Annotated in this window: 26 protein-coding genes; 19 read left to right on the top strand and 7 right to left on the bottom strand. The window is 42.8% G+C overall.

Annotation, left to right across the window (positions count from 1 at the left end; translation table 11 throughout):
* The first annotated feature begins 92 nt into the window (after window positions 1-92).
* From rpsL to IEX80_RS24885, 8 genes are all read left to right on the top strand, one after another.
* Window positions 93-506 carry a 30S ribosomal protein S12 gene (rpsL, locus tag IEX80_RS24850; protein ID WP_073405808.1) on the top strand — a complete coding sequence of 138 codons (414 nt, stop codon included), beginning with the start codon at window positions 93-95 and terminating at the stop codon, window positions 504-506.
* Window positions 507-525: 19 nt separating this feature from the next.
* A complete protein-coding gene (rpsG, locus tag IEX80_RS24855) occupies window positions 526-993 on the top strand; it encodes a 30S ribosomal protein S7 (RefSeq protein ID WP_129571493.1) in 468 nt (155 codons plus the stop codon).
* Between the two features lie 190 nt (window positions 994-1,183).
* Window positions 1,184-3,295, top strand: coding sequence for an elongation factor G (gene fusA / locus IEX80_RS24860; RefSeq protein WP_090530243.1), 2,112 nt, complete (start codon window positions 1,184-1,186; stop codon window positions 3,293-3,295).
* A 161-nt stretch (window positions 3,296-3,456) separates the two neighbouring features.
* Window positions 3,457-3,762, top strand: coding sequence for a 30S ribosomal protein S10 (rpsJ, locus tag IEX80_RS24865; RefSeq protein ID WP_022830652.1), 306 nt, complete (start codon window positions 3,457-3,459; stop codon window positions 3,760-3,762).
* A gap of 174 nt (window positions 3,763-3,936) precedes the next feature.
* Window positions 3,937-4,251, top strand: coding sequence for a hypothetical protein (locus IEX80_RS24870; RefSeq protein ID WP_188834493.1), 315 nt, complete (start codon window positions 3,937-3,939; stop codon window positions 4,249-4,251).
* A gap of 7 nt (window positions 4,252-4,258) precedes the next feature.
* Entirely contained in the window at window positions 4,259-4,459 is a 201-nt protein-coding gene (locus tag IEX80_RS24875) for a hypothetical protein (RefSeq protein WP_112653200.1), read from the top strand.
* Window positions 4,460-4,614: 155 nt separating this feature from the next.
* On the top strand, window positions 4,615-4,968 hold the full coding sequence (locus tag IEX80_RS24880; protein ID WP_188834494.1) for a YciI family protein: 354 nt from the start codon (window positions 4,615-4,617) through the stop codon (window positions 4,966-4,968).
* A gap of 163 nt (window positions 4,969-5,131) precedes the next feature.
* Window positions 5,132-6,358: an RNA polymerase sigma factor gene (locus IEX80_RS24885; RefSeq protein WP_188834495.1), complete on the top strand. Its 1,227-nt coding sequence runs from the start codon at window positions 5,132-5,134 to the stop codon at window positions 6,356-6,358.
* 171 nt (window positions 6,359-6,529) lie between these two features.
* Here the strand turns inward: IEX80_RS24885 and IEX80_RS24890 are convergent, their stop codons facing one another.
* Entirely contained in the window at window positions 6,530-7,762 is a 1,233-nt protein-coding gene (locus tag IEX80_RS24890) for a serpin family protein (RefSeq protein ID WP_188834496.1), read from the bottom strand.
* 151 nt (window positions 7,763-7,913) lie between these two features.
* On the opposite strand from IEX80_RS24890, the gene IEX80_RS24895 reads away from it, so the two are divergent.
* Entirely contained in the window at window positions 7,914-9,158 is a 1,245-nt protein-coding gene (locus IEX80_RS24895) for an alkaline phosphatase family protein (RefSeq protein ID WP_188834497.1), read from the top strand.
* Between the two features lie 58 nt (window positions 9,159-9,216).
* Here IEX80_RS24895 and IEX80_RS24900 read toward each other — a convergent pair whose 3' ends face one another.
* Window positions 9,217-9,405 carry a hypothetical protein gene (locus IEX80_RS24900; RefSeq protein ID WP_188834498.1) on the bottom strand — a complete coding sequence of 63 codons (189 nt, stop codon included), beginning with the start codon at window positions 9,403-9,405 and terminating at the stop codon, window positions 9,217-9,219.
* Between the two features lie 175 nt (window positions 9,406-9,580).
* Here IEX80_RS24900 and IEX80_RS24905 point away from each other — a divergent pair, with 175 nt between their 5' ends.
* Together IEX80_RS24905 and IEX80_RS24910 are read left to right on the top strand one after the other, a co-directional pair.
* Window positions 9,581-10,450, top strand: coding sequence for a hypothetical protein (locus tag IEX80_RS24905; RefSeq protein ID WP_188834499.1), 870 nt, complete (start codon window positions 9,581-9,583; stop codon window positions 10,448-10,450).
* A gap of 497 nt (window positions 10,451-10,947) precedes the next feature.
* Window positions 10,948-11,778: a DUF6263 family protein gene (locus IEX80_RS24910; RefSeq protein ID WP_188834500.1), complete on the top strand. Its 831-nt coding sequence runs from the start codon at window positions 10,948-10,950 to the stop codon at window positions 11,776-11,778.
* A 166-nt stretch (window positions 11,779-11,944) separates the two neighbouring features.
* Here the strand turns inward: IEX80_RS24910 and IEX80_RS24915 are convergent, their stop codons facing one another.
* Complete coding sequence (locus tag IEX80_RS24915; RefSeq protein ID WP_188834501.1) at window positions 11,945-12,826, bottom strand: alpha/beta hydrolase; 882 nt, start codon at window positions 12,824-12,826, stop codon at window positions 11,945-11,947.
* A 198-nt stretch (window positions 12,827-13,024) separates the two neighbouring features.
* On the opposite strand from IEX80_RS24915, the gene trxA reads away from it, so the two are divergent.
* The 7 genes from trxA to IEX80_RS24950 all read left to right on the top strand — a co-directional run bounded on the left by trxA (window position 13,025) and on the right by IEX80_RS24950 (window position 19,650).
* A complete protein-coding gene (gene trxA, locus IEX80_RS24920) occupies window positions 13,025-13,321 on the top strand; it encodes a thioredoxin (protein ID WP_090530271.1) in 297 nt (98 codons plus the stop codon).
* Window positions 13,322-13,448: 127 nt separating this feature from the next.
* Window positions 13,449-14,102 (top strand): TetR family transcriptional regulator C-terminal domain-containing protein, encoded by a 654-nt coding sequence (locus IEX80_RS24925; protein ID WP_188834502.1) that lies wholly within the window; start codon window positions 13,449-13,451, stop codon window positions 14,100-14,102.
* A gap of 6 nt (window positions 14,103-14,108) precedes the next feature.
* The gene (locus IEX80_RS24930) at window positions 14,109-15,467 is read left to right on the top strand and encodes an ABC1 kinase family protein (RefSeq protein WP_188834503.1); all 1,359 of its coding nucleotides are present in this window, start codon (window positions 14,109-14,111) and stop codon (window positions 15,465-15,467) included.
* Between the two features lie 66 nt (window positions 15,468-15,533).
* Window positions 15,534-15,848: a Dabb family protein gene (locus IEX80_RS24935; protein ID WP_188834504.1), complete on the top strand. Its 315-nt coding sequence runs from the start codon at window positions 15,534-15,536 to the stop codon at window positions 15,846-15,848.
* 79 nt (window positions 15,849-15,927) lie between these two features.
* Complete coding sequence (locus IEX80_RS24940; RefSeq protein WP_188834505.1) at window positions 15,928-17,394, top strand: SDR family oxidoreductase; 1,467 nt, start codon at window positions 15,928-15,930, stop codon at window positions 17,392-17,394.
* A gap of 44 nt (window positions 17,395-17,438) precedes the next feature.
* On the top strand, window positions 17,439-18,347 hold the full coding sequence (locus tag IEX80_RS24945) for a TIGR01777 family oxidoreductase (RefSeq protein WP_188834506.1): 909 nt from the start codon (window positions 17,439-17,441) through the stop codon (window positions 18,345-18,347).
* Window positions 18,337-19,650, top strand: a complete 1,314-nt coding sequence (locus IEX80_RS24950) for a cryptochrome/photolyase family protein (RefSeq protein WP_188834507.1) — start codon at window positions 18,337-18,339, stop codon at window positions 19,648-19,650. The genes IEX80_RS24945 and IEX80_RS24950 overlap by 11 nt, the downstream gene beginning before the upstream one ends.
* A 5-nt stretch (window positions 19,651-19,655) precedes the next feature.
* Here the strand turns inward: IEX80_RS24950 and IEX80_RS24955 are convergent, their stop codons facing one another.
* The 4 genes from IEX80_RS24955 to ggt all read right to left on the bottom strand — a co-directional run bounded on the left by IEX80_RS24955 (window position 19,656) and on the right by ggt (window position 23,856).
* Entirely contained in the window at window positions 19,656-20,582 is a 927-nt protein-coding gene (locus IEX80_RS24955) for an FKBP-type peptidyl-prolyl cis-trans isomerase (RefSeq protein ID WP_188834508.1), read from the bottom strand.
* A 73-nt stretch (window positions 20,583-20,655) separates the two neighbouring features.
* Window positions 20,656-21,156, bottom strand: a complete 501-nt coding sequence (locus tag IEX80_RS24960; protein ID WP_176625283.1) for an FKBP-type peptidyl-prolyl cis-trans isomerase — start codon at window positions 21,154-21,156, stop codon at window positions 20,656-20,658.
* Between the two features lie 318 nt (window positions 21,157-21,474).
* Entirely contained in the window at window positions 21,475-21,918 is a 444-nt protein-coding gene (locus tag IEX80_RS24965) for a MarR family winged helix-turn-helix transcriptional regulator (RefSeq protein WP_090530294.1), read from the bottom strand.
* Window positions 21,919-22,134: 216 nt separating this feature from the next.
* The gene (ggt, locus tag IEX80_RS24970) at window positions 22,135-23,856 is read right to left on the bottom strand and encodes a gamma-glutamyltransferase (RefSeq protein WP_176625285.1); all 1,722 of its coding nucleotides are present in this window, start codon (window positions 23,854-23,856) and stop codon (window positions 22,135-22,137) included.
* Window positions 23,857-24,100: 244 nt separating this feature from the next.
* On the opposite strand from ggt, the gene IEX80_RS24975 reads away from it, so the two are divergent.
* Window positions 24,101-24,595, top strand: coding sequence for a hypothetical protein (locus IEX80_RS24975; RefSeq protein WP_112653225.1), 495 nt, complete (start codon window positions 24,101-24,103; stop codon window positions 24,593-24,595).
* Window positions 24,596-24,601: the final 6 nt, after the last annotated feature.

Raw genomic sequence — 24,601 nt, forward strand, 5'->3', positions numbered from 1 at the left:
ACTTTCACACAACTACTTGAAAATCAAAAATAATGTTCGTACTTTTGCAGTCCCGAAATGCGGGATAAAATTATTAGACAAAAAAGCAAGAAATGCCTACTATTCAGCAATTAGTTAGAAAAGGTAGAGTAGCTCTGGTTGACAAGAGTAAGTCACCAGCGTTGGACAGCTGTCCACAGCGAAGAGGCGTATGCACACGCGTGTATACCACTACCCCTAAAAAACCAAACTCAGCAATGCGTAAAGTTGCCCGTGTGCGCTTAACCAACGGAAAAGAAGTAAATGCTTACATCCCTGGTGAAGGTCACAACTTACAGGAGCACTCTATCGTTTTGATCCGTGGTGGTCGTGTTAAAGACTTACCAGGTGTACGTTACCACATCATCCGTGGTGCACTGGATACATCAGGTGTAGCTGGCCGTAACCAACGTCGTTCAAAATATGGTACCAAACGTCCTAAACCAGGTCAGGTAGCAGCAGCGCCAACAAAAGGTAAAAAGAAATAATTAAGGAGGATAGAAAGCAATGAGAAAGTCAAAACCAAAAAAGAGAATTATCCTTCCTGATCCAAAGTTCAATGATACTTTGGTAACAAGGTTTGTAAACAACATGATGTATGATGGTAAAAAATCAACCGCATACTCTATTTTTTACAACGCTGTTGAAATTGTTGAGAAAAAAACAAGCGAAAACGGCTTAGAAACCTGGAAAAAAGCTTTAAACAATGTAATGCCTGCTGTTGAAGTAAAAAGCCGCCGTGTAGGTGGTGCTAACTTCCAGGTACCTACAGAGGTTCGTCCTGAGCGTAAAGTAGCTTTAGGTATGAAATGGTTAATCAGCTATGCCCGTCGTCGTGGTGAAAAAACCATGATGGAGAAATTAGCAGGCGAAATCATCTCTGCTGCAAAAGGCGAAGGTGCCGCTGTTAAGAAGAAAGAAGATACGCACAAAATGGCTGAGGCTAACAAAGCGTTCTCACACTTCAGATTCTAATTAGTGAATGACTGAATTAGTGAATTATTGATTTGGTAACATTTTACTAATCAATAATTCATTATTTCGGCAATTCATCCCATAAAAAACAAATAAAAGGATTGAATTAATAATTGAAGATACAATAGGACCTGATCCGCATGTTTTTATTCAATCGCTAATTCACTAATTCAATAAATCAATAATTGACATGTCAAGAGATCTAAAATATACAAGAAACATTGGTATTGCCGCTCACATTGATGCTGGTAAAACTACCACTACCGAGCGTATCCTTTACTATGCTGGTGTAAGCCACAAAATTGGTGAGGTACACGAAGGTGCCGCTACCATGGACTGGATGGCCCAGGAGCAGGAACGTGGTATCACCATCACTTCGGCTGCAACAACCGTAAACTGGAAATATCGCAACCACAACTATCACATGAACATTATTGATACCCCAGGTCACGTGGACTTTACCGTGGAGGTAAACCGTTCATTACGTGTACTTGATGGTTTGGTGTTCTTATTCAGCGCGGTTGATGGTGTTGAGCCTCAGTCAGAAACTAACTGGCGTTTGGCTAATAACTACAACGTTCCGCGTATTGGTTTCGTTAACAAAATGGACCGCTCTGGTGCCGATTTCCTTAATGTGGTAAAACAGGTTAAAGAAATGTTGGGCAGCGTTGCTATCCCATTGCAGTTACCTATCGGTGCTGAAGACCAGTTTAAAGGTGTGGTTGATTTGATCAACTTCCGTGGTATTGTTTGGAATGAACATGATAAAGGCATGACCTTTACCGAAGTTCCAATCCCTGCCGATATGCTTGACGAAGCTACTGAGTGGAGAGAGAAATTATTGGAAGCAGTTGCTGAGTTTGATGACTCTTTAATGGAGAAATTCTTTGAAGATCCTACAACCATCACTGAGCGCGAAGTATTAGACGCTTTACGTCAGGCTACTTTGGCCGGTAAAATCGTTCCGATGACTTGCGGTTCATCTTTCAAAAACAAAGGTGTACAAACCATGCTCGACTATGTAATGGAGTTAATGCCTTCACCTCTTGATTCAAAAGGTGTTGTTGGTACTAATCCTGACACCGGTGCCGAAATTTTGGTTAAACCAGATGTAAAAGAACCATTTGCAGCATTAGCATTTAAAATTGCTACCGACCCGTTTGTAGGCCGTTTATGCTTCATCCGTGTTTACTCTGGTAACCTTGATGCTGGTTCATACGTGTACAACATGCGTTCAGAAAGCAAAGAGCGTATCAGCCGTATCTTCCAGATGCATGCTAACAAGCAAAACCCTATCCCTAACGTGGGTGCAGGTGATATTGCTGCGGTAGTAGGCTTTAAAGATATCAAAACAGGTGATACCCTTTGCGACGAGAAACATCAGTTGGTTCTTGAGTCGATGGTATTCCCTGAGCCGGTTATCGGTTTGGCAATTGAGCCTAAAACTCAGGCCGATGTTGATAAACTAGGTATCGCTTTAGGTAAACTGGCAGAAGAGGATCCAACTTTCCGGGTACAAACAGATCAAGATACTGGTCAAACAGTTATCTCTGGTATGGGTGAGTTACACCTGGATATTTTGATGGATCGTTTAAAACGCGAGTTTAAAGTGGAAGTTAACCAGGGTGCTCCTCAGGTAGCTTACAAAGAAGCTATCACCGGTACTATCCAACACCGCGAAACTTACAAGAAACAAACTGGTGGTCGTGGTAAATTCGCGGACATCCAGGTTGTTATCTCTCCAGCCGACGATAACAAAGAAGGCTTACAGTTTGTTAACGAAATTGTTGGTGGTTCAATCCCTCGTGAGTTTATCCCATCTGTTGAGAAAGGTTTCAAAGCCGCTATGGACAATGGTGTACTTGCAGGTTACCCGCTTACAAGCTTAAAAGTTCGTTTGATTGATGGTTCATTCCACGCAGTCGATTCGGACGCGTTATCATTCGAGATCGCTGCACGTTCTGCTTACCGCGAAGCATTGCCAAAATGTAAACCGGTATTGCTTGAGCCAATCATGAAAATCGAGATTCTAACCCCTGAAGAAAACATGGGTGATGTTATCGGTGACATGAACCGTCGTCGTGGCCAGCTGCAAGGTATGGACACTCGTAACGGCTCACAGGTTATCAAAGCTATGGTACCACTTTCTGAAATGTTTGGTTACGTAACTCAATTACGTACTATCACTTCGGGCCGTGCAACTTCAACTATGGAGTTTGACCACTACGCTGATGCACCTCGTAACGTACAGGACGAAGTTGTTGCCAAATCAAAAGGCCGCAAACAAGTTGCTATCGACTAAACTTGATATGATTACACCGATTGGTTTGTGATTTCACAGATTCATCGGTGTAATTAATAAATAACCCAATGATCGTACCTAATAAATAGCTCTTAGGTTGGTCAATTAAAAATCGGTGAAATCGCCAGTAAATCGGTGAAATCCCAAAAAGTAAAATAACAATGAGCCAAAGAATCAGGATCAAATTGAAATCTTACGATTACAACCTGGTAGACAAATCTGCCGAGAAAATCGTAAAAACAGTAAAGCCAACAGGCGCTGTAGTTAGCGGACCACTTCCGTTACCAACCGAAAAGAAAATTTTCACCGTATTACGTTCACCACACGTAAACAAAAAAGCACGTGAGCAATTCCAACTTTGCTCATACAAGCGCTTATTAGACATTTACAGCTCTAACTCAAAAACTGTAGATGCCCTGATGAAGCTTGAATTGCCAAGCGGTGTTGAGGTTGAGATCAAAGTTTGATAGACGACCGGCCCACTGAAAGGTGTGCGATCAAAAAATAAAAAAGACCATCTGCTTAAGCGGATGGTCTTTTTTGGTTTATAAATTTTACATTTAGTTATGCGAAGTTTCCTTTTTTTATTGGCAATTATGCTATTAAGTTTTAGCTGTTCAACACAGCGTAAAATACACAAAATGGCAGAAACTTTTGGTAAATGTAAAGCAAAGTGGCAATACTTCAAATTAACCCAACCTATAAAAGGAGTAGTTATATTACATACAAAGGGATATTGCGGATATTTTCATATACATGCCAACACCATAATCATTGTTAATAAAACCGATACAATCCGCATAGACGGTCCGTGTTATACTGAAAATACTGTCCCTTCCGATTCTGTACTTGTGAGTCCCTATGAAACCGATGGAGTAACAGGAGCAATTGGCGATCTCAAATACGATTGTACAATCAAGAAAACATGTTATGGGATAATTGCTAAAATCAAATAATAAAGCGATGAAAGCTAACACAACAAATATAATAGGTAAAGAAAATAAAGCCCGGGCATTGTCTCCTGATGCCAAACAGCTTGACTATAAATCAGATGAGATTTTACCATTGTGGGTTTTGGAAAGGATTGCTAAAAGTCAGACAGACATTGCCGAAGGGCGAACTGTTAGTTTCCTGGAATTTAAAAAACGATTATCTATCACATAAACTTTCTGATTTTTGAAATTACCTCGGTTCAGAAAAATTCCGAAATTGAACGTCTCAAATTCAAAATAAATATTACCCGCCCTGTCCTATTTAGCCATTTCCACTTGATATAGAGGTGTAATTCATATATTTATTAACCTTTAAAATTTAAAAAGATGGACGAATTCGTTTTAATTTTCAGGCACGAGGATGGCACCAAAGTGGCTTCTCCCGAACAGATCCAAATCTGGATGAAACAAACTATGGACTGGATTGGCGGCATAGCTGCTCAAAACAAATTTGTGAGTGGCACCGGCTTGCCTTTTGCCGACGCCAAAATTGTAAGGCACGGCGGCGTAGTTACCAATGGCCCTTTCGGCGAGATCAAAGAAACGATAGGCGGTTTCATCACTGTAAAAGCCGAATCGGTTGAAGAAGCTGTGGAATTTGCCAAAGGCTGTCCTGTTTTGCAGGGCGATGGTAATACCGTTGAAGTGCGGAAGGTTGCCAAGAATGATGGGGTGCATTAAAATAATTTTATAAATCATGTCATTGCGAGGAGCAGCCCGGGCAAAAGAGTATCCAGCGCGACGTTGCAATCCCGTCGTTATGCCTGCGAGATATACAAAGCGGCAAAGCACAGCTACGAGATTGCCGCGCTATCGCTCGCAATGACATTTTTCCATTTGCACCGTGCAAAACCCCAAAATCATTCCCCATCTATTCCGCACCGAGTATCGCAAAATAATATCGGTGCTGTGCCGCCGCTTTGGATTCGATCAGATGGCAACTGCCGAGGACATCGCCAGCGATACCTTCCTTACCGCAGCCCAGGCCTGGAGTTATAAAGGCATCCCGCCTAACCCAACCGCCTGGCTTTATAGCGTAGCCAAAAACAAGGCGAAAAATCATTTGCAACGTAATAGCATTTTTGAAAACAAAGTATCCCCGGAAATCCAAACCTTGAAGACCTATGACCCTGAAATCGATCTTTCGCTCCAAAACATCACCGACAGCCAGTTGCAAATGATGTTTGCAATCTGTCACCCTGCCATCCCTCCCGAGGCACAGATCGGGCTTTCGTTACGCATCCTTTGCGGTTTCGGAATTGATGAAGTGGCTGAAGCTTTCCTAACCAATAAAGAAACCATTAACAAACGCCTGTTCAGGGCTAAGGAAAAGATCCGCAATGAAAAAATAGGAATCGAAATGCCTGGTCCGGCTGAAATTGATAACCGGCTCGAAAACGTGCTCACTACTATTTATCTGTTGTTTAGCGAGGGTTATTATTCTGTTAGTGATAACCAGGTTTTGCGTAAAGATCTTTGCTTTGAGGCCATGCGCCTTTGCCATATGCTTATTGAAAACGAAGGCACCAACAAACCGCCGGTTAACGCATTGCTTTCGCTCATGTATTTTCATGCCTCGAGGTTTGAAGCCCGCACAGATCAAAACGGCCGACTAATTTTATATGAAGATCAGGACACCAACCTCTGGAACTATGACCTGGTAGCCAAAGGTGCCTCTTATTTAAACCTTGCCACTACCGGTACTCAATTATCAAAATATCACATTGAAGCCAGTATAGCCTACTGGCATACTCAAAAAAACGATTCCAAACAAAAATGGGAAAACATATTGCAGCTTTATAATCGCCTGCTGCAAATAGCATACTCCCCTATAGCGGCGCTCAACCGCACCTTTGCGCTTGCCAAAGCCAACAGCCCCGAAGAAGCCATTATTGAGGCTGAAAAATTGAAACTCACCGGAAACCAGTTTTACTATACCTTGCTTGGCGAATTATACACCGGCATTGACAATGAACAGGCAAAACTAAACTTTGAGAAAGCACTAACGCTGATAAAAACACCTGCTGATAACGCCATTATTCAAGGCAAAATAGATAAACTTCAAAATTAACATTAGCCCAGGTCAGCAAAAAACGCCCGATAAACAACAACAAAAAAGCATTAATTACATGACTTATAAGCAAGGCATTACTATGCTTAAAAATAACACCGGATATTTAAAACTGGTATCATGAGTATGTTGAAGCGATTAAAACTATTTTGGGTAAACCCTGCGAGCATTTTACTCACTCAACGCCGGGTTCCTCACTATTCCGGCAAATAGTATCAGCCCGGTTTTCATTTCCCGTATTGCAAAAATGAAAGGTTTATTAAAAACATGAGTTGGTGGGGCTGCCGTGGTCACTATGCCAACAGATGTTACTGCCGCGGCTTCGGTACCGTCTTCATTCACATCAATATAAACTTTGTGTTTCACCTCGGATATACTAAGGCCACCAACCCCGTTAATTCGACTAAAATCAGCCATATCGCTAAAGGCAATGCTCATCCCTAATGATTTTAAAATATCATTCAGCGTAATATCATAGCTAAATTTAAACCTGGGCATGGTAATGTCCGATTTGCCGGCGGTGAGTTTACCCATCAGTAAATTCCATTTACTTGAATCGAGGCCCTGTGCAAAGCTTTTTATATCTCCATCAGGCATCATCAATATCATGCTGTATTTACTGTTGCTATAAGGCAGTTCAACCACATTTGTACCGTTATAATACGCGCTTTTAAGTTCGGCATGGCTATTGGTCATAAAATCAGCTTGTACAGTGCCGCCATTTAACAAATTAAATGGCGCCTTGAAGGTTGCCTTTGTATCAAAACGGGTTTTCCATATGCTTTTAAAATAAATGGCATTGATGAGGTACATACGGGCCCCATCCGAAATTTTATCGATGATCTTTGGAATCTTGCTGTTAGTTTGCTGGCTTACCCAACCATTAATAGTAGTCAGAGATGCTGATTCATTGCTAAAATCGAGGGCTTTCACTTCGGCATTATAAAAATCGGTATTGGTTTTCAGGAATGCCGGCAGCACCGTAAAATTATTAGCGTACCAAATGGAATTGGCTATTTTAAGCGTAGTATTTGGATCGAGATCGGGAAGGTTTGTGATGAGGTTATGATAGTAATTGTTAACCTGTTCTTCGGTAAAACTGCTAAACTCCATGGTTTTGCGGATAGCTGTAAGGGTTTGCCCGCTGGCGCCATTACTGGTCATACCTATAGCAAAGCTTACGCTTAATGGCGAAATGATGAGGTTTTTATCAGCGTCAAGGCTATTAACATTAGCGCTGAAAAGCTTTAAGGTAAAAGCATTACCAGGCCCAATTTGTTGCTGTTCGGTTGCGGAAAGCACCAGGTCTTTACCCGGATCCTTATTAACTGGGCTGATACCTCCCTTTTTACAGGCTGCTATAGCTAAAATCCCAAAACAAAGTAAGGTTAGTTTGCGCGTCATGGCTGATAGGTTTATAATTATATTACGCCTTGTAAATCATTTACGCTACAGCATGTTAAAAATATAACAGCTCAAAAAGCATAACAATTTTTTAACGCCTGCACTTTTAAAACACCGTAATTTAGCCCTTTAAAAACACTTACTTATATCGATGCGAAATCTACTTAAAACCGCAGCTTTTTTCCTCCTGATATCGGCCGGGCTAAATACCACCGCCCAAACCCGCAAAGCAGTCTTTATTATTGCTGACGGCATCCCAGCAGATGTTATTGAAAAATTGAATACCCCTAACCTGAAACTGATAGCTAAGCAGGGCACCTACCTTCGTGCGCATGTTGGCGGCGAAAAAGGTGGTTATTCGCAAACGCCAACCATATCGGCAAATGGCTACAACAGCTTACTTACCGCCACCTGGGTTAACAAACACAACGTTTGGGGCAACGACATCAAAGCACCAAACTATAATTACTGGAATATATTCCGGATGTTTAAAAACGCTTATCCCAACAAAAAGACAGCTGTATTTAGCAGCTGGACAGATAACCGCACCAAGCTAATTGGAGATCGGCTATCCGCAGCTGGTAACATCCACCCTGATTATGCCTATGACGGTTATGAGCTGGACACAGTAAAGTTTCCGCATGATAAAGCCGGGAACTATATGCACCTGATAGATGAGCAGGTAGCAGCAGCGGCAGCGGATTGTATTAAAGATAAAGCTCCTGACCTTTCATGGATATACCTGGAATATACCGACGATATGGGGCATAAATACGGCGATAGCCCGCAATATTATGATGCTATTGAAAAAATGGATGCACAGGTAGGCAAGATCTGGACTGCAATACAATACAGGAAGCAACATTTTAAAGAAGACTGGCTGATTTTTATCACAACAGATCATGGCCGCGACGAAGCAACCGGTAAAAATCACGGTGGTCAAAGCACCCGCCAGCGCTCAACCTGGATGGTTACCAGCTACCGCCCGCTTAATAACTATGCTAAATTCTATACCCCGGGTATTGTTGATATAACACCCTCTATCAATAGTTTTTTAAATGTAAAAGTACCCGAAGCACAACAACGTGAGATGGATGGGACCTCGCTTATCGGTCCGCTATCAGTGGCAGAGCCTGCCGCTAATTATGTGCAGGGCTCATTGGATATCACCTGGAAAGCACTTGACCCCAAAGGCAGTGTTAAGGTGTGGGTAGCAGCCGATAATACCTTTAAAGAAGGTAAGGCCGATGATTATAAGCTGTTAGCTACTGTACCGGTTACTAATGAGCATGTGCTGGTTGATGTTAAAAATATGCCCTCTAAATTTTATAAGGTTGTTATTGAAGGATTGAATAATACAGCGAACAGATGGGTTGTACTTGATGAAAAGAAGTAACCTGGCTCATTATTTAGAAATTTTCATAACGCCTCCCTGCACTAACTGCAAGGAGGCGTTATTGCTTTGTATCTCTTGTAAAAACATCGCGGTTAAGCTTTCCCATCCCAATCAGCTCAAAATACAAACTACTTTGTATTGTGTACCCTCCCAGGGCTCCGTAAACTTGTGATATAAAAACAATCCAAATCACAATGAAAAAGCCACAATCATGTACCTCTGGTGTAACGCCTGCTGCCAGCAGCATGTTAAATTTTATTATGACAAGCCCCGCAGCTCCGTTAATAAACCAGCCGTTCTATCCCAAAAACAAAAAATTACCAGTTGTTTTTTTGCAGGTAAATTGCATACATTAGATCATTGCCTGTTGGCGTTGATCTGTTCATCACAATCATCAAAACACACCTAATCCGTTTACTAAAATGATCTGTAAAACCAAAATATGGGCAATTATTTGCTGTGTTACCGGTGCATTTTGTTTGAGTACACAAGCTGCTTATAGCCAAAACCAGTTTGAAAAAGAACTCACGCAAAAAATAGACAACTTTCTGGCACCTGTCCCTCAAACCAACCAGCAAACAATGTCAACACAAAATGAGCTTTACCCAAGCGATGCCCCCGGCGGCATATTAATTCCATCGGGCTTTGGGGGATATGGCACCTATCTGTTTGGAGGCCTTGGCGCTACCTACCCTGAAGTGTACAGGGACAACAAAGCCGATCTGATTGCCTCGGTGGGTGCATGTGTTGGCAACCCTGTAAAAGCAATAAACTTTGCCGCCAGTTTAAATATAACTGATGTGCACCGGTTCAGGGATTTCTCAGGCAACTTCATTGTAAGCCGCAAATTATTTACCGGAACAAGTATATCGGCCGGCGCATTGCAAATGTTTGCCGATGTAAGACAATCAGACGCATCAGGTTCGACCTTTTATGTGGCTGTAAGCCACGCTGTACAAACTATTAAATCATTAACGCCAGGCTGCTCAAGGCTCAGTTATACAATTGGTATTGGCAGCGGCAGGTTTTATGAAAAAAGCCCGAAAGATATAGCTGCAGGAAGAGGGAAACACGGCACCGCTGTATTTGGCAGTATATCCTATGAGCTTATCCAGCATGTAAACGTAAATGCCGAATGGACCGGCATGAACTTTGGTATTTCGGCAGGCATCAGGCCATTCCCCGTGCCTTTGAGTTTAGCTGTGGGGGTTGCAAACCTTACCCGGTATACCAATGATAAGGCCAATATGGTGTTCTCTATTGGTTATCCGCTCTCCCTAAGCCGACGATAATTCTTTCTCAGCAAAAAATTAATTATTTCATTAAAACATATAAAATCTATGAAAAAGATAATCATAGCAGCATTAGTCGTGTCCGCAACTTTAATTATAAGCACTAAGCGGACTTCTGCCCAAAGCAGAAACAATCAATCGGATTGGAATGTACCACCACCGATACCTCCTTATACGCCACCGCCACCGGTAATTCCGCCACCCACAGTGCCGCCACTGCCTCCACCGCCGTATAAACCGGTAATACCAGTGCCACCGATTAAACCACCTAACATTCCGCCCACTCCGCCGCCACCGGGACCGGGGCCACATATGCCACCGCCAACCCATATGCCACCACCAACTCATATGCCGCCGCCTACTCATATGCCACCCCCAACGCATATGCCACCGCCTACGCACATGCCGCCACCGACCCATATGCCAAACCATTAATAAACAGTGATTTAGATTTAGTTTTTCAAAGCGACAGGGGATAATACAAATCGATTAAAAAAATGAAAACACACCTCTTCAATATAAAAATGGCATTAATGGCTTTATTGCTGTTCACAGCCTGCGTCAGCAAAGCCCAACGCCGCGAACTTACGTTTAAGCAAGGCGATGAGTACAATAAAACAACCTATATAAGTGCGGCAAGTATATTGCAGCGGGGGAAGCAAACATTCAATATCAATACAACATCATCAATATCAAAAACCTATAAGGTTACCGGTATTACCCGTAGCGGGTTTGTTTTAACCGTTACCACAAGTCACATCAACGATACAATGGATGCCTTTGGTAAAAAAATGGAATACAGCTCAGACAGGCCTGCCGATACCAGCTCATACATCCAGATGGCATTGCAAAGTCTTATAGGCAAATCGGTAACGCTCAGCATTGATAAAAATGGGATCATAACCGATGTAAATGATCCTGATGAGCGATACGCCACCGATACGCTGTTATTATTCGCAGGTTTTAAACAGGATCAGTTTATAACCGGCACACGCTTAAACCTGGTTGCCGATAACTCGGAAGCATTAAAAACGGGTGCAAGCTGGGTGAGCGATATATCTTCGGGTAATGAGAGGATAAATACTACTTATACAGTAAGCCAATCAACACAGCCTGACAAGTATACTAACCTGATGCTTACCAGTACATCATCAGCACCTGAACAAAACAGTAATACAAATGGTGTACTTGTGGTTGATAACGCTTCAGACGTGATATTGGTTTCTTCAGTAAAAACAGCTACGCTGAGTTACAAATTTGTTAATGACGTCACTTATTCATTTGTCCGGCGTACCGAAGTAGTGGAAAATTGTATAAAAATGAATTAATACGAACCGGGGAGATTCATTACAAAACGCACAGCTTTACCTAAAGCTGTTACAAGATACATTAGTCCCGAACGTAGGGGTACAATAGGGCTATTGTTAAAAGAAGAGGCTATGCTGTTCAGTCATGCATATGCCTCTCTTTTATAATCCTATTTTTTTACCGTACTTAATGAAGTTTCATCCTTTTGGCTGTTGCCGGGTGCAGGTAATTATTATCACTCAGCCAGTCGGCCATGCGTTGGGGCCAGGTGCTGATGCTTTGCAGCTTTGACCGGTACCCCATATTAAAGCCATGATCGCCCTGGGTATAAATATGTACTTCAACCGGTATTTTCGCTTCCCGGTAACGTTGCAGTAATTTTACTACCGATGGAGAGCAGCAAACATCATCATTGGCGGCTAACAAAAACGCCGGCGGAGCGTCATAAGGTAGTTTATCGGGAATATAAAGGGGTCCCGGATAGATCTGGATCAAAAACGAGGGACGGGCATTTAACCTGTCGACCGGATCAGCAGCTCCAGGGTCACCTTTACTCTCGCCATAAGCAACCATATCAACTACCTCGCCTCCTGCCGAAAAACCCATCATCCCGATGCGGTTTGTATCCAAACCATATTCAGCTGCTTTGCTGCGTACCAGCCGCATCGCCCGGTAGCCGTCCTGTTTGGCATGTACATCAATTTTGTATGGCGATAGTGTATCCCTGCCCAAACGATATTTCAGTACAAAAACGGTAACACCCAAAGTACTAAGGTATTTTGCAGGATCAACGCCTTCGGCAGTGTATACCAGCAAACGATGGCCACCGCCCGGGCATATCACCACCGCGGCGCCATTAGCTTTATCCTTCGGCGGCACAAAAACAGTAAGTGATGGATTGTGAATATTTTTAACCCAATAGTCCTTAGCCTGCTCTGACTCGTTGCGGCGGTTTTCAAAGCCCGGCGCTCCATTTGGCCAAAGCGGTATAACAGTGCCCTGGGCCACACCCGAAAAAGGCAATACAAGGATCGCCAGGAATAGGTAAGTGCTTAGTTTTGTTTGCATAAAGTAAATATACTTCATAGCCGATGCTTTGATATTAAAACACTAAACTTTTACGCGGGTTAATGGTTAAATTTGAATAGTTCATGGTTCATAGATAATAGTTCATGGATTGACAGGTAATAATTTGATATCCTGTCATCTATAAAGCGATTCGTTCTATGATCTATGAACCATGACCCATGAACTAATAAAATACTTATGGCAAATTTCCAGGAAATAATAGCATCAGAAACACCGGTACTGGTCGATTTTTCGGCCGAGTGGTGCGGGCCTTGTAAAATGATGCCACCTATACTGCACGATGTTAAAACAGCGTTAGGTGATAAGGTAAAGATCATCAAAATAGATATCGACAAAAATCCTGCGGCAGCCAGCGCGTACCGTATTCAAAGTGTGCCTACCCTTATGATCTTTCAAAAAGGGCAAAGCAAATGGCGCCAAAGCGGTGTGGTGCAGGCCAGGCAGCTGCAACAGGTGGTGGAGCAGTTTTTATAACTTCACCCCAGCCCTCTTCAAATGGAGAGGGAGTTATATAATTTATGAGGTTTTACAATTTTAACATATCAGCTCAAAAGTCCCCTCCTGTGGAGAGGATTTAGGTGAGGCTTAAATCCCAATCAACATGGCAACTATCGAAAGCATCCAGGCCGCGTATATCGATTATGCATTAACCGAAGGTGAGCAACCTAAGTCGGTTTATATCTTCGCTAAACAAAATGAAATGAGCGAAGCCGAATTTTACCAGTTCTACGGTTCGTTTGAAGCGGTTGAGCAGGGCATTTGGGCTGGTTTTGCCACCAAAACACTGGCCGAGATCCGTGCACAGGAAGTTTGGGAAGGCTATACAGCACGTGAAAAAGCTTTATCATTTTTTTACGGCTTTTTTGAATTGTTGAAAAGCAGCCGCAGCTTCGCGGTTTACAGCATAAAAAAGCAGCCTAAAGGTTTTACAACACCCAGGATATTCAGCCCGCTGAAAGACCTTTTTGAGAGCTTTGCAGATGAGATTTTGAAGGAAGGAATTGAAAGCACCGAACTAAGCGATCGTAAATACTTCTCCAAAAAGTATAAAGACGCGTTATGGATCCAGTTTGTCTTCGTACTTAACTTCTGGATCAACGATAACTCGGCCGGCTTTGAGAAAACCGATGAGGCCATTGAAAAAGGCATTAATGTAACGTTTGATCTTTTTCAACGCTCGCCTATCGACAACCTTTTTGAATATGGTAAGTTTTTGGTGCAAAATGGTGGGATAAAGGATAAGATGGGATTTTAAAATAATATGGAAGATAAAGAGAAAGTCTCCCCTTCAGGGGAAGATTTAGAGGGGGCTCCCGAACAAAATAGCATACCCACTACCAAAGTACAGCGGTCGGCCAAATTTGTAAAAACAGGCATTAAAATTGGCGGCAATTATATTAAGCATTACTCCAAAAAGCTATTCAACCCTGACCTGGATAAATCGGAGTTGAACGAGGATAATGCCGCTGATATCTATCAATCATTAAGTGAGCTTAAAGGCAGCGCGCTCAAGGTAGCGCAAATGCTCAGCATGGATAAAAACCTGCTGCCGCAGGCGTATGTTGATAAGTTTACTCAATCGCAATACAATGCGCCGCCGCTTTCGGGGCCGCTTATTGTGCAAACATTCAGGAAATATTTCGGTAAAAACCCCGATCAGATTTTTGATAAGTTCAATATCCGATCAACCAATGCGGCATCAATAGGCCAGGTTCACCAGGCAGAGCTAAATGGCAAAAAGCTTGCAGTTAAGATCCAGTACCCTGGTGTAGGCGATTCTATCTCGTCTGACCTGAAACTTGTTAAGCCTTTTGCCTTCAGGATGCTGGGCATGAGCGAAAAGGAACTGGATGTTTACATGAAAGAGGTTGAAGAACGCCTGCTGGAAGAAACCGATTACGAGCTTGAAGTTCGCCGGTCTGTTGAGTTTTCCAATGCCTGTGCCAATCTTAATAATGTTGTTTTCCCTAAATATTACCCGGAGCTAAGCAGCAAGCGTATCATTACTATGGACTGGCTGGAAGGCAAACACCTGAAAGAGTTTTTGGCCACCAATCCATCGCAGGATCTTCGCAACCAGATAGGTCAGGCTTTGTGGGATTTTTATAACTTCCAGCAACATGAGCTCCGCGCCGTACATGCCGACCCGCATCCCGGTAATTTTATGATCACGCCAGAAGGCAAACTTGGGGTCATTGACTTTGGCTGCATTAAGGAAATGCCCGAGGATTTTTATTATCCCTTCTTTTCCCTTACATCAGCCAATTTACTGGATAACAAGGAAGAAACCATCAAGGCATTCCGCCAGCTGGATATGATCCATAAAGGAGATACCCCGGCACAGATCGAGTTTTATTATACCCAGTATAAGGAGATGATAAGCCTGTTTGCCCAACCATATATTACCGATACATTTGATTTTGGCCAGACCGAATTTTTTGATCAGTTATACGGTTTTGGCGAGCGCATATCAAAAATGTCGGAATTTAAACAAGCCCGGGGCGTTAAACATTTTATCTACGTAAACCGCACCAATTTTGGGTTGTATAATATTTTACATGAGCTAAAGGCAAAAGTTAAAACGGATACTTTTAAACCGCATGTTGTATTGGAATATTAAAACAGTTTACAGTGAACATTACAAGCAAATTATTCATCTATATTTGATTAAATCCATAATATCCTCATGCCTCTACTCCAAAACACATTCGTCCACCACGTACATTTTTGGCTTAACAACAAAGCCGATAAAGATAAACTGATTGAAGGGCTTAACATCCTCCTTCCTATTCCGCACATCCGCGATATACATATTGGCGTACCGGCCAATACCAACCGCGATGTGATCGACCGTTCATATGATTTATCACTATTGATCTTATTTGATTCGCCCGAAGCCCAGGAAGCTTACCAGGTTGACCCTACCCATATCATCTTTGCCGAAGAATATGCAAAACCGCTATGCAGCAAAGTAGTGGTTGTCGACAGCGTAAACATATAGGCTCTAACTAATTGGTAACATATTATAAGGCAGGCACTGTTGTTTAAAACCGCCTGCCTTTTTTGTTGTTTCACTATGCATGAAGGTTTTACTCGCTGGTGCTAATGGCTATATAGGTACACGGCTTATCCCGGTTTTACTGGAGAACGGTCATGACGTAGTTTGCCTGGTACGTGATAAACGTCGTTTTCATGAGCACAGCGATTTCAGCGGGCAGGTTACCCTCATTTCCGGTGATCTGCTTAAAGAACCAAATATCGAAGCATTTCCTGAAGATCTCGACGCAGCTTATTACCTGGTGCATTCCATGGCGCAAACACAGGATTTTGCAGCGCTCGAGGCCCTCTCGGCGCATAACTTCGTACAGGCACTCGATAAAACCAATTGTAAGCAGGTTATTTTTTTAAGCGGGATTACCAACGACGAAAATCTTTCGCTCCATCTTGAATCCCGGCGGCACGTAGAGGATGTGCTGAAAGAAGGCAAAGCTGCATTAACTGTTTTGCGAGCTGCAATTATCATCGGTTCGGGCAGCGCCTCATTCGAGATCATTCGTGATCTTACCGAAAAGCTTCCTGTTATGACCGTTCCGCGCTGGGTGAACACCAAATGCCAGCCGATTGGCATCCGCGATGTACTGGGTTACCTGGAAGGGGTAATGCTGAACGAAAAATCGCTTAACCGCACTTTCGATATTGGCGGGCCTGATATTCTTTCTTTTAAACAAATGATGCTTACCTATGCCAAAGTACGTAAGTTGAAAAGGTACATGATCACCATACCTTTCCTGTCGCCCAAACTATCATCATACTGGCTTTATTTTGTTACTTCAACAAGCTATACCCTTGCCCAAAACCTGGTGAACAGCATGAAGAACGAAACGATAATGCACGATCATAGCATTGATGATATAGTGCCACGAAAATGCCTGACTTATGAAGAATGCCTGGAGCTCGCTTTTGTGAAGATAGAGCAAAACTCTATTGTTTCCAGCTGGAAAGATGCTTTTAACCAGGGCTACCTTAATCCGGGATTTATGGACCAGATCAAAGTACCCCAAAACGGCACGCAGGAGTATAAAGTAAAAATGCCTTTTGAACGCCCGGCTGCTGAAGTATTTGCCAACGTGCTCTCCATAGGGGGTAACCGTGGCTGGTATTATTGGGACTGGATCTGGGACATCCGCGGGTTCCTGGATAAGATTTTCGGTGGTGTTGGCTTACGCAGGGGGCGCACCAGCAATATTGATATAAGCCCCGGTGATGTCATTGATTTTTGGCGGGTTTTATTAGCAGATCGCGAAAATAAGCGTCTGCTGTTATACGCCGAAATGAAACTACCAGGCGAAGCCTGGCTTGAATTTAAAATAATTGAACGCCACGGTAAGCAAAGTTTAAGCCAGGTAGCTACCTTTAGGCCCAGCGGCTTGTGGGGCCGCTTGTACTGGTATGCCATGTGGCCTTTTCACCTGTTTATATTTAACGGTATGGCAAGGGAGATTGTTAATTATAAAGAAAAAGCCGGGACCATAGTCGATAGACCATAGTCCATAGCAATAGCGTATCAGGTAAAAACACTATAGGCAAGATTATGGACAAAAGTATACTACTAACCGGCGGATCGGGATTACTGGGAACACATCTCACCAAAGCATTATTGACTAAGGGGTATACCGTAAGTCATTTAAGCAGAAACGCCGATAACAATCCGCAGGTAAAGACATTTGTATGGGATATCAACAAAGGTATCATTGATGAGCATTGTATCGACGGGATCGATACCATCGTGCATCTGGCCGGCTCGGGCATTGCTGAAAAGCACTGGACCGATGCCCGTAAAAAAGACCTGATCGATAGTCGCGTAAAATCAATTGAGCTGGTGTATGATCTGCTAAAACGCAAACAGCATCAGGTTACTTCAGTTATCTCCGCATCAGGCATTGGTTATTACAGTGACCGTGGGGATGAACTGATGTATGAAACAAGCGCTCCGGCCAGGGATTTTATATCCCAATGTTGTGTACTATGGGAAGCTGCCGTTGATGAGGGCCAAAAGTTTGGGGTTCGAATTTTGAAATTCCGTACCGGTGTAGTACTGGATAAAGATGGCGGTGCACTACCAACCCTTGCAAAACCTATAAAACTATATATTGGCTCGCCAATTGGCAGCGGTAAACAATGGGTGCCCTGGATCCATTGGCAGGATGTTGTGAATATGTACCTTTTAGGGATCGAAAATAAGAACCTTAGCGGCGTTTACAATATGGTTGCACCAAATCCTGTCACCAATAAGCAATTAACCCAGGCCGTTGCCAAACAATTACATAAACCATTGTGGGCGCCAAATGTGCCGGGCTTTGTGCTCAAACTTTTATTGGGCGAGATGAGCAGTATTGTATTAGGAAGCACCAAAGTATCGGCACAAAAAATTGAGGACGCCGGGTTCAAATTTAAATTTGCTAACCTGGAGGCTGCTTTAAGCGCGATATATGGGTCATAAAATACCGGTAACTTTATTTTGGTTCCGCCGCGATTTGCGGCTTGATGATAATGCGGGATTTTATCATGCCCTCAAAAGCGGGAACCCGGTTTTGCCCGTTTTTATTTTCGATAAAGAAATATTAGAAAAACTTGAAGACAAAGACGACGCACGTGTTACGTTCATTCATCAAACCATAGCAAGCTTAAGTGCCGAACTGCATAAACACGGCAGCAGCCTGATGGTATTGCACCATAAAGCCGCAGATGCCTGGGACAAGCTCATCAAAACATATAATATTGCCGGGGTTTATACCAACCATGACTACGAGCCTTACGCCACTAAACGCGATGATGAGGTACACGCAAAACTTAAAGAACGTGGCATCCCCCTTAAAACCTATAAAGACCAGGTAATTTTTGAAAAGGATGAAGTTATAAAAGACGATGGCAAGCCTTACACCGTTTACACTCCATATCAGCGTAAATGGTACAGTATTCTAAAGCCATTTTATTTAAAGGCCTATCCAACAAAAAAATATCTTAAAAATCTTTATCAAACCGAAGCATTTCCTATCCCATCGTTAAAAGAAATGGGCTTTGAAAAAAGCGGTATGCCCCTGCCTGACAAAAGTTATGAAGATGTAATTAAAGATTATAAAGACCAGCGCAATTTCCCGGCCATTAAAGGCACCTCACATATTGGCATGCATTTACGCTTTGGTACCGTAAGCATCCGTGAACTGGCAGGTACGGCCTACAGTCATGATGATAAAACCTGGCTTAATGAGCTTATCTGGCGCGAATTTTATATGATGATATTACATCATTTTCCTGATACGATGGATCATGCTTTCAGGCCGGAATATGATCGCATCCATTGGCTAAACGATGAAAAACAGTTTGATGCCTGGTGCAAAGGCGAAACCGGTTTCCCAATCATTGATGCAGGGATGCGCGAACTGAATACAACCGGCTTTATACATAACCGCGTACGCATGATAGTGGCCAGCTTTTTAAGCAAAGACCTGCTGATTGACTGGCGCTGGGGTGAACGCTATTTTGCCCGTAAGCTGCTGGATTACGAAATGGCCAGCAATGTAGGCGGCTGGCAATGGGCTGCTGGCTCAGGTACCGACGCGGCGCCGTACTTCAGGATCTTTAACCCCGATGCCCAGACCAAAAAGTTTGACCCGGAACTTAAATACATAAAAAAATGGGTTCCGGAATATGCCGACTTCAGCAAATATCCAAAACCCATTGTTGATCACGGCAAAGCCCGTGACCGTTGTTTAGCAGCGTTTAAAAAGGCGCTGGCTAAATAATTACATCAATTAGTAACCGTGGCTACCGTAAAGTCAAAATACAACACCACATTTGCAGCTATTGATGAACCACTGCCAGTGTTGCCGTAACCAAATCTCGAAGGTATTATAATAGATACTGCAGACCCGGCTGTTTGCCCGGTTAAACCCTCCTGGGCACCTTTAACCAAACCGCTAACTGTAAAAGATGAAGAGGTTGTCCCTTGCAGGGAGGTACTGTCAAACACTGTATCATTTAAATATTTGCCCGAATAGGTGCAAGTTATGTATGAATCGAGGTCTATTAAATCAGAACCGGTACCAGGTGTAGCTACTTTTATATATACTCCGTCAGCCGTTTTGGTAAACCCGGTAAGCCCTTTAGTTTTGATATAATTTTTAATGATAGCATCATCATACAGCTCCTGGTTTGAAACCACATTAATATAATAATCCAAACTTTGGTTACCACCGATATGAGTATTTGCATTACTTGAGCTGCCCGATCCGTAACCATTAACGCCATAAGCCAAATGCGATGGGATGATCACCCTTGCAGCCGTACCTTTATATTTTATCAGGTTGTGGATAGCTGTCTGTAAACCTTTGGGCAGTGAGTTGCTAACATGTCCCAGGTAACCATAAAAATGGTTTGTATTAAGCGAGTCAACGGATACAAACTTACCATCGAGCGTGCGGACGGTGAATACAAATGAGATCTGATCTGAATAATCCATCGGTGCACCGCGGCCTTGTGAAAGGATCTTGTAGTAAATACCGGTTGTATCGCCGTCGGTGGTATCACGTAACATGCCTGTGATGCTGTTTGCCGCTATATAATTCTTGATCTGGGTTTCGTCATATTGCTTAATGTCCGGATCGTTCCTGTCTTTCCGGCATGATATAAGGCCTATAGAGATAAGTACTAAGAGCGTAAAAATAGTTTGTTTCATTTATTATAATTTGTCTTTTTTAACCGCCTAAGCTTTTGCTCGCCGGCCTATATTGTCCTTTTATCTGGCTTTATTAATTGGTTACATTATACAGCTGAATTTGAAAATCAAGCACTGAATTAGCCGGCAAATGTATCGAATCCTGCGCATATGGCCCATAGGCATAACGCGATGGGATCAGCAACCGAACTTTACCTCCCGGTTTGATCTGCGGGATGCCTAATTGCCAGCCTTTTATTACACTCCCCAATACATAGGTGGGATGAAACTTATCCGTTTGGGCAAATACAACGCCCGATGTTAGTATTTTGCCGGTATAACCAACTGTAACCTGTGTCGAACTGGTATAAAGCACATTACCTGTTCCCCCTTCTCCATCGTTTACTATGTAATAAACGCCTGTTGTATCCACCCGCTTCGCATTTAACGATGTATTGGCAGCCAGGTAGTCGCTTATGATCTTATCGTCAATTTCCTTTTGCTTGTTGTATTGAACTAAGGGACTGACGGATGATTTTACGCAACCACCTGCAATAACGCCTAAAAGCAATAAAACTATCAGTATCCTGTTCATCAATTCAAAAGGCAAATTTATTCTTTTAAAAGAGAAAAACGGCAGCTTAACACTTTTTAACAATTAATAAAAAGCAGGCGCCGTTTAAAACACCCCATAAAGGATATTTCGAAGGTAAAACGTTCAATTTTAAGTAAAAGTGTATTAATGTCATTTTGCTGCACAGTCATTTATTTAATGTCATTAAGTCATTGTTGCTCGCCCCATAACATAAGGCAAATCCCCCAATAACGCGAAGTAAATGACTTAATGACTACACAGTGCAATGACACGGAGTAAATGACAGCGCAGCGCAATGACACGGAGCAAAATTACCAATCAGGGTTTATAGTTAACAGTAAGCTTGTTCAGCTTTTTAAGCGTTTCGATGAGGTGTTGTTTATCGGCTTCGCTGATGTTAGCATCAAGATAATTATTGAACTGGCGTACTATTACACGGGCCTGATGTCGTTTTTCTTTACCTAATGCAGTAAGGTAAATTTTAACCGAACGCTTATCGCCCTCGTTGCTTTCTCGATATATCAGCCCGGTGGTTTCCAGCTGACTAAGCATGCGCGACAAGCTGGTTGATTTAAGCCCCAGCAAGGCAGCAGCCTGCGATACGGTAGTACCTTCCTTTTCGTCGATATTAATGAGCAGGTAACCTATTGATTGTGTAAAGCCAAACTCCGTAACCAACTGGTTATAACGGTTAGCCATGGTTTGCCACACTATCTTTATAAAATAGTCAATAGTTTCCTGGTGTTTTACATTATTATGCATGCATACCAAACGTAAGAAATGCTTATTGATTACGCAAATTTAGTTGCAGTAGCACTGGCAGTAGCAGCGATAGTTGCAGCGTCACTAATAGTTGCAGTGACAGTAATAGTTGAGACTTCTTACTATAGGCTTCGATTATGCTTTTGGATATTTATCCTTCAACTAAAAATTGCTGCTGCCGCCTATTATACCTGCCACTAAAAACTGCTATTGCTACTAAAAACCCATCTTGGTATCATCCCCTCTCGGGTCGGCCCCGCCTTCGTAGTAGCCCCATTTGGTTTTGAGGATAGCATCAACACGGCCAATGGATTTGGCGGTTACAATCTTATATCCTTTGCTTTGTAGCTTACCAACTGTAGTACTGTCAACACCGTCCTTTTCAATAGTTACTTCGTCGGGCAGCCACTGGCTGTGGAAACGTTTTGAAGCAACGGCCTGCTGCATGCTCTGATTAAATTCAATTACATTGAGTATGGTTTGGAAAACAGAAGTAATAATAGTTGAACCGCCGGGGGTTCCTACTACCATAAACAGTTTACCGCCCTTTTCAACAATGGTGGGTGTCATGGATGATAACATCCGCTTGCCAGGCTGGATGCTGTTAGCCTTGCCGCCAACCAACCCGTACATGTTTGGCACACCGGGCTTGGAACTAAAATCATCCATTTCATTATTCAGCAAAAAGCCTGCCCCTCCAACAAAGATCTTTGAGCCAAAACTATCATTCAATGTGGTGGTAACAGATACCGCGTTGCCCTCTCTGTCCACAATGGAATAATGCGTGGTTTGGTCGCTTTCATAACCAACAAATGAGCCTGGTTGAATACTGGCACTTGGCGTAGCAGCGCCCCAGTTAAAGCTTTTCATGCGCGATGTAATATAAGCCGCCTGGAGCAGGCTATCAACCGGTACTTTATAAAAGTCCGGGTCGCCAAGATATTTGGAACGGTCTGCGTATACCCGGCGCTCGGCTTCCACAATAAGCCTGATGGTAGAATCCTGATTGTAGCCCCATCTTTTCAGCGGATAAGGCTCAACCGATTTCAGCAATTGCAACAAAGCAATCCCCCCGCTTGAAGGCGGCGGCATGGTAATAATCTTGTAATCCTTGTATTTACCAACAAGTGCATCACGCCAAACAGCATGATAGTTTTTGAGATCGGCTTTTGTGATTAGGCCATTACCAAGTTTCATTTCATCAACAATCAAATCCGCAACAGGCCCGTCATAAAAACCGTCACGGCCTTTATCCCGGATCTGTTCAAATGTTTTGGCCAGATCTTCCTGTATCAATAAATCGCCTTCCTTCCATTCCCCTTCCTTTACCAAATAATTTTTACCTGGATTTAATTTTTTAAATTGTTGGGCGGTACGGTTAAGGTCGCTGGCCAAATGTTTGGTTATTTTAAAACCATTGCGGGCAAGTTTAATGGCCGGTTCAATCAAATCGGCCCATTTCAGTTTGCCGTACTTATGATGAGCCTCAATCATTCCATCAACTGATCCCGGCACGCCCGATGCTTTGTGAGTGTACAAACTCATATTGGGGATTACATTACCGGCCGAATCAAGATACATATTAACATTAGCTGCACCCGGGCCCTTTTCCCTAAAATCGAGTGTGCTTGTTTTACCGTTACCTGCACGGTAAACCATGAAACCGCCACCACCTATGTTCCCGGCTTCGGGCAAAGTGACTGCCAAAGCAAATTGCACCGCTACCGCGGCATCAACTGCATTACCTCCTCGCTTCAATATATCAAGCCCCACCTGTGCGGCATCGGGATATGCGCAAACTACCATTCCGTTACGGTACTGACCGCTGTTATTGAGCCCGAGCTGCCCCGGTGCACATCCCGACAAAACAAAAAATATTACAGATAAAAACAGGATCTGGCATTTCGGATTATTTATTTTAAGGCGATTTATAGTCATTACAGCAATTTAATTTTCACTAAAATAACTCATTTGGATACTTAATTTAACAATTCGGAGCCATTCTTTTCTATTGAAAACCAATTCAATACCAATCAAAGCACGATGTTTTTTAAGCACCAATAGCATAAAAAAGCAATTCTGACGTTTATTTGCATGAAATAAAAAAGCTCAAAATTGAGCTAAACAAGCTGGTCACTTTTTTGTTACAGCTACATTATTGTCAATCATTAAATTCATCTGCATGAAAAAACTAACGTACCTTTTATTATTTTCCGTATCCTTTTTATTGATCAGCAAAAACTCACAGGCCCAAGACTATAAAACAGCAGTAGGTTTAAAATTTGGCGCATACGAGGTTGGCCCCTCTGTTAAATACTTTATGGATAAAGGCACCGCGCTTGAAGGCATCCTGGGTATCCGCGATCACGGCGTGGTATTAACCGGCTTGTATGAATTAAACCAGCAAGCTTTTAATGTTGATAAACTGAGCTTTTATTATGGCTTCGGCGGCCACCTTGGTTCGGTAGGCAATGGCTACTACAAACGTTTTGGCGGCGACGACGAATACTACAACGGCAAACACATCCTGATAGGTGCCGATGCTGTTATCGGTTTGGAATATGTTATCCCTAATGCGCCAATTGCGATCAGCCTTGACCTTAATCCGCGACTTGAACTGGCAAGAGGACCATTTTTTGATATCGCACCCGGACTGGGATTGAAGTATACCTTCTAAAAAATA

It is taken from the genome of Mucilaginibacter rubeus (assembly GCF_014643835.1).
GTDB classification, from domain to species: domain Bacteria; phylum Bacteroidota; class Bacteroidia; order Sphingobacteriales; family Sphingobacteriaceae; genus Mucilaginibacter; species Mucilaginibacter rubeus.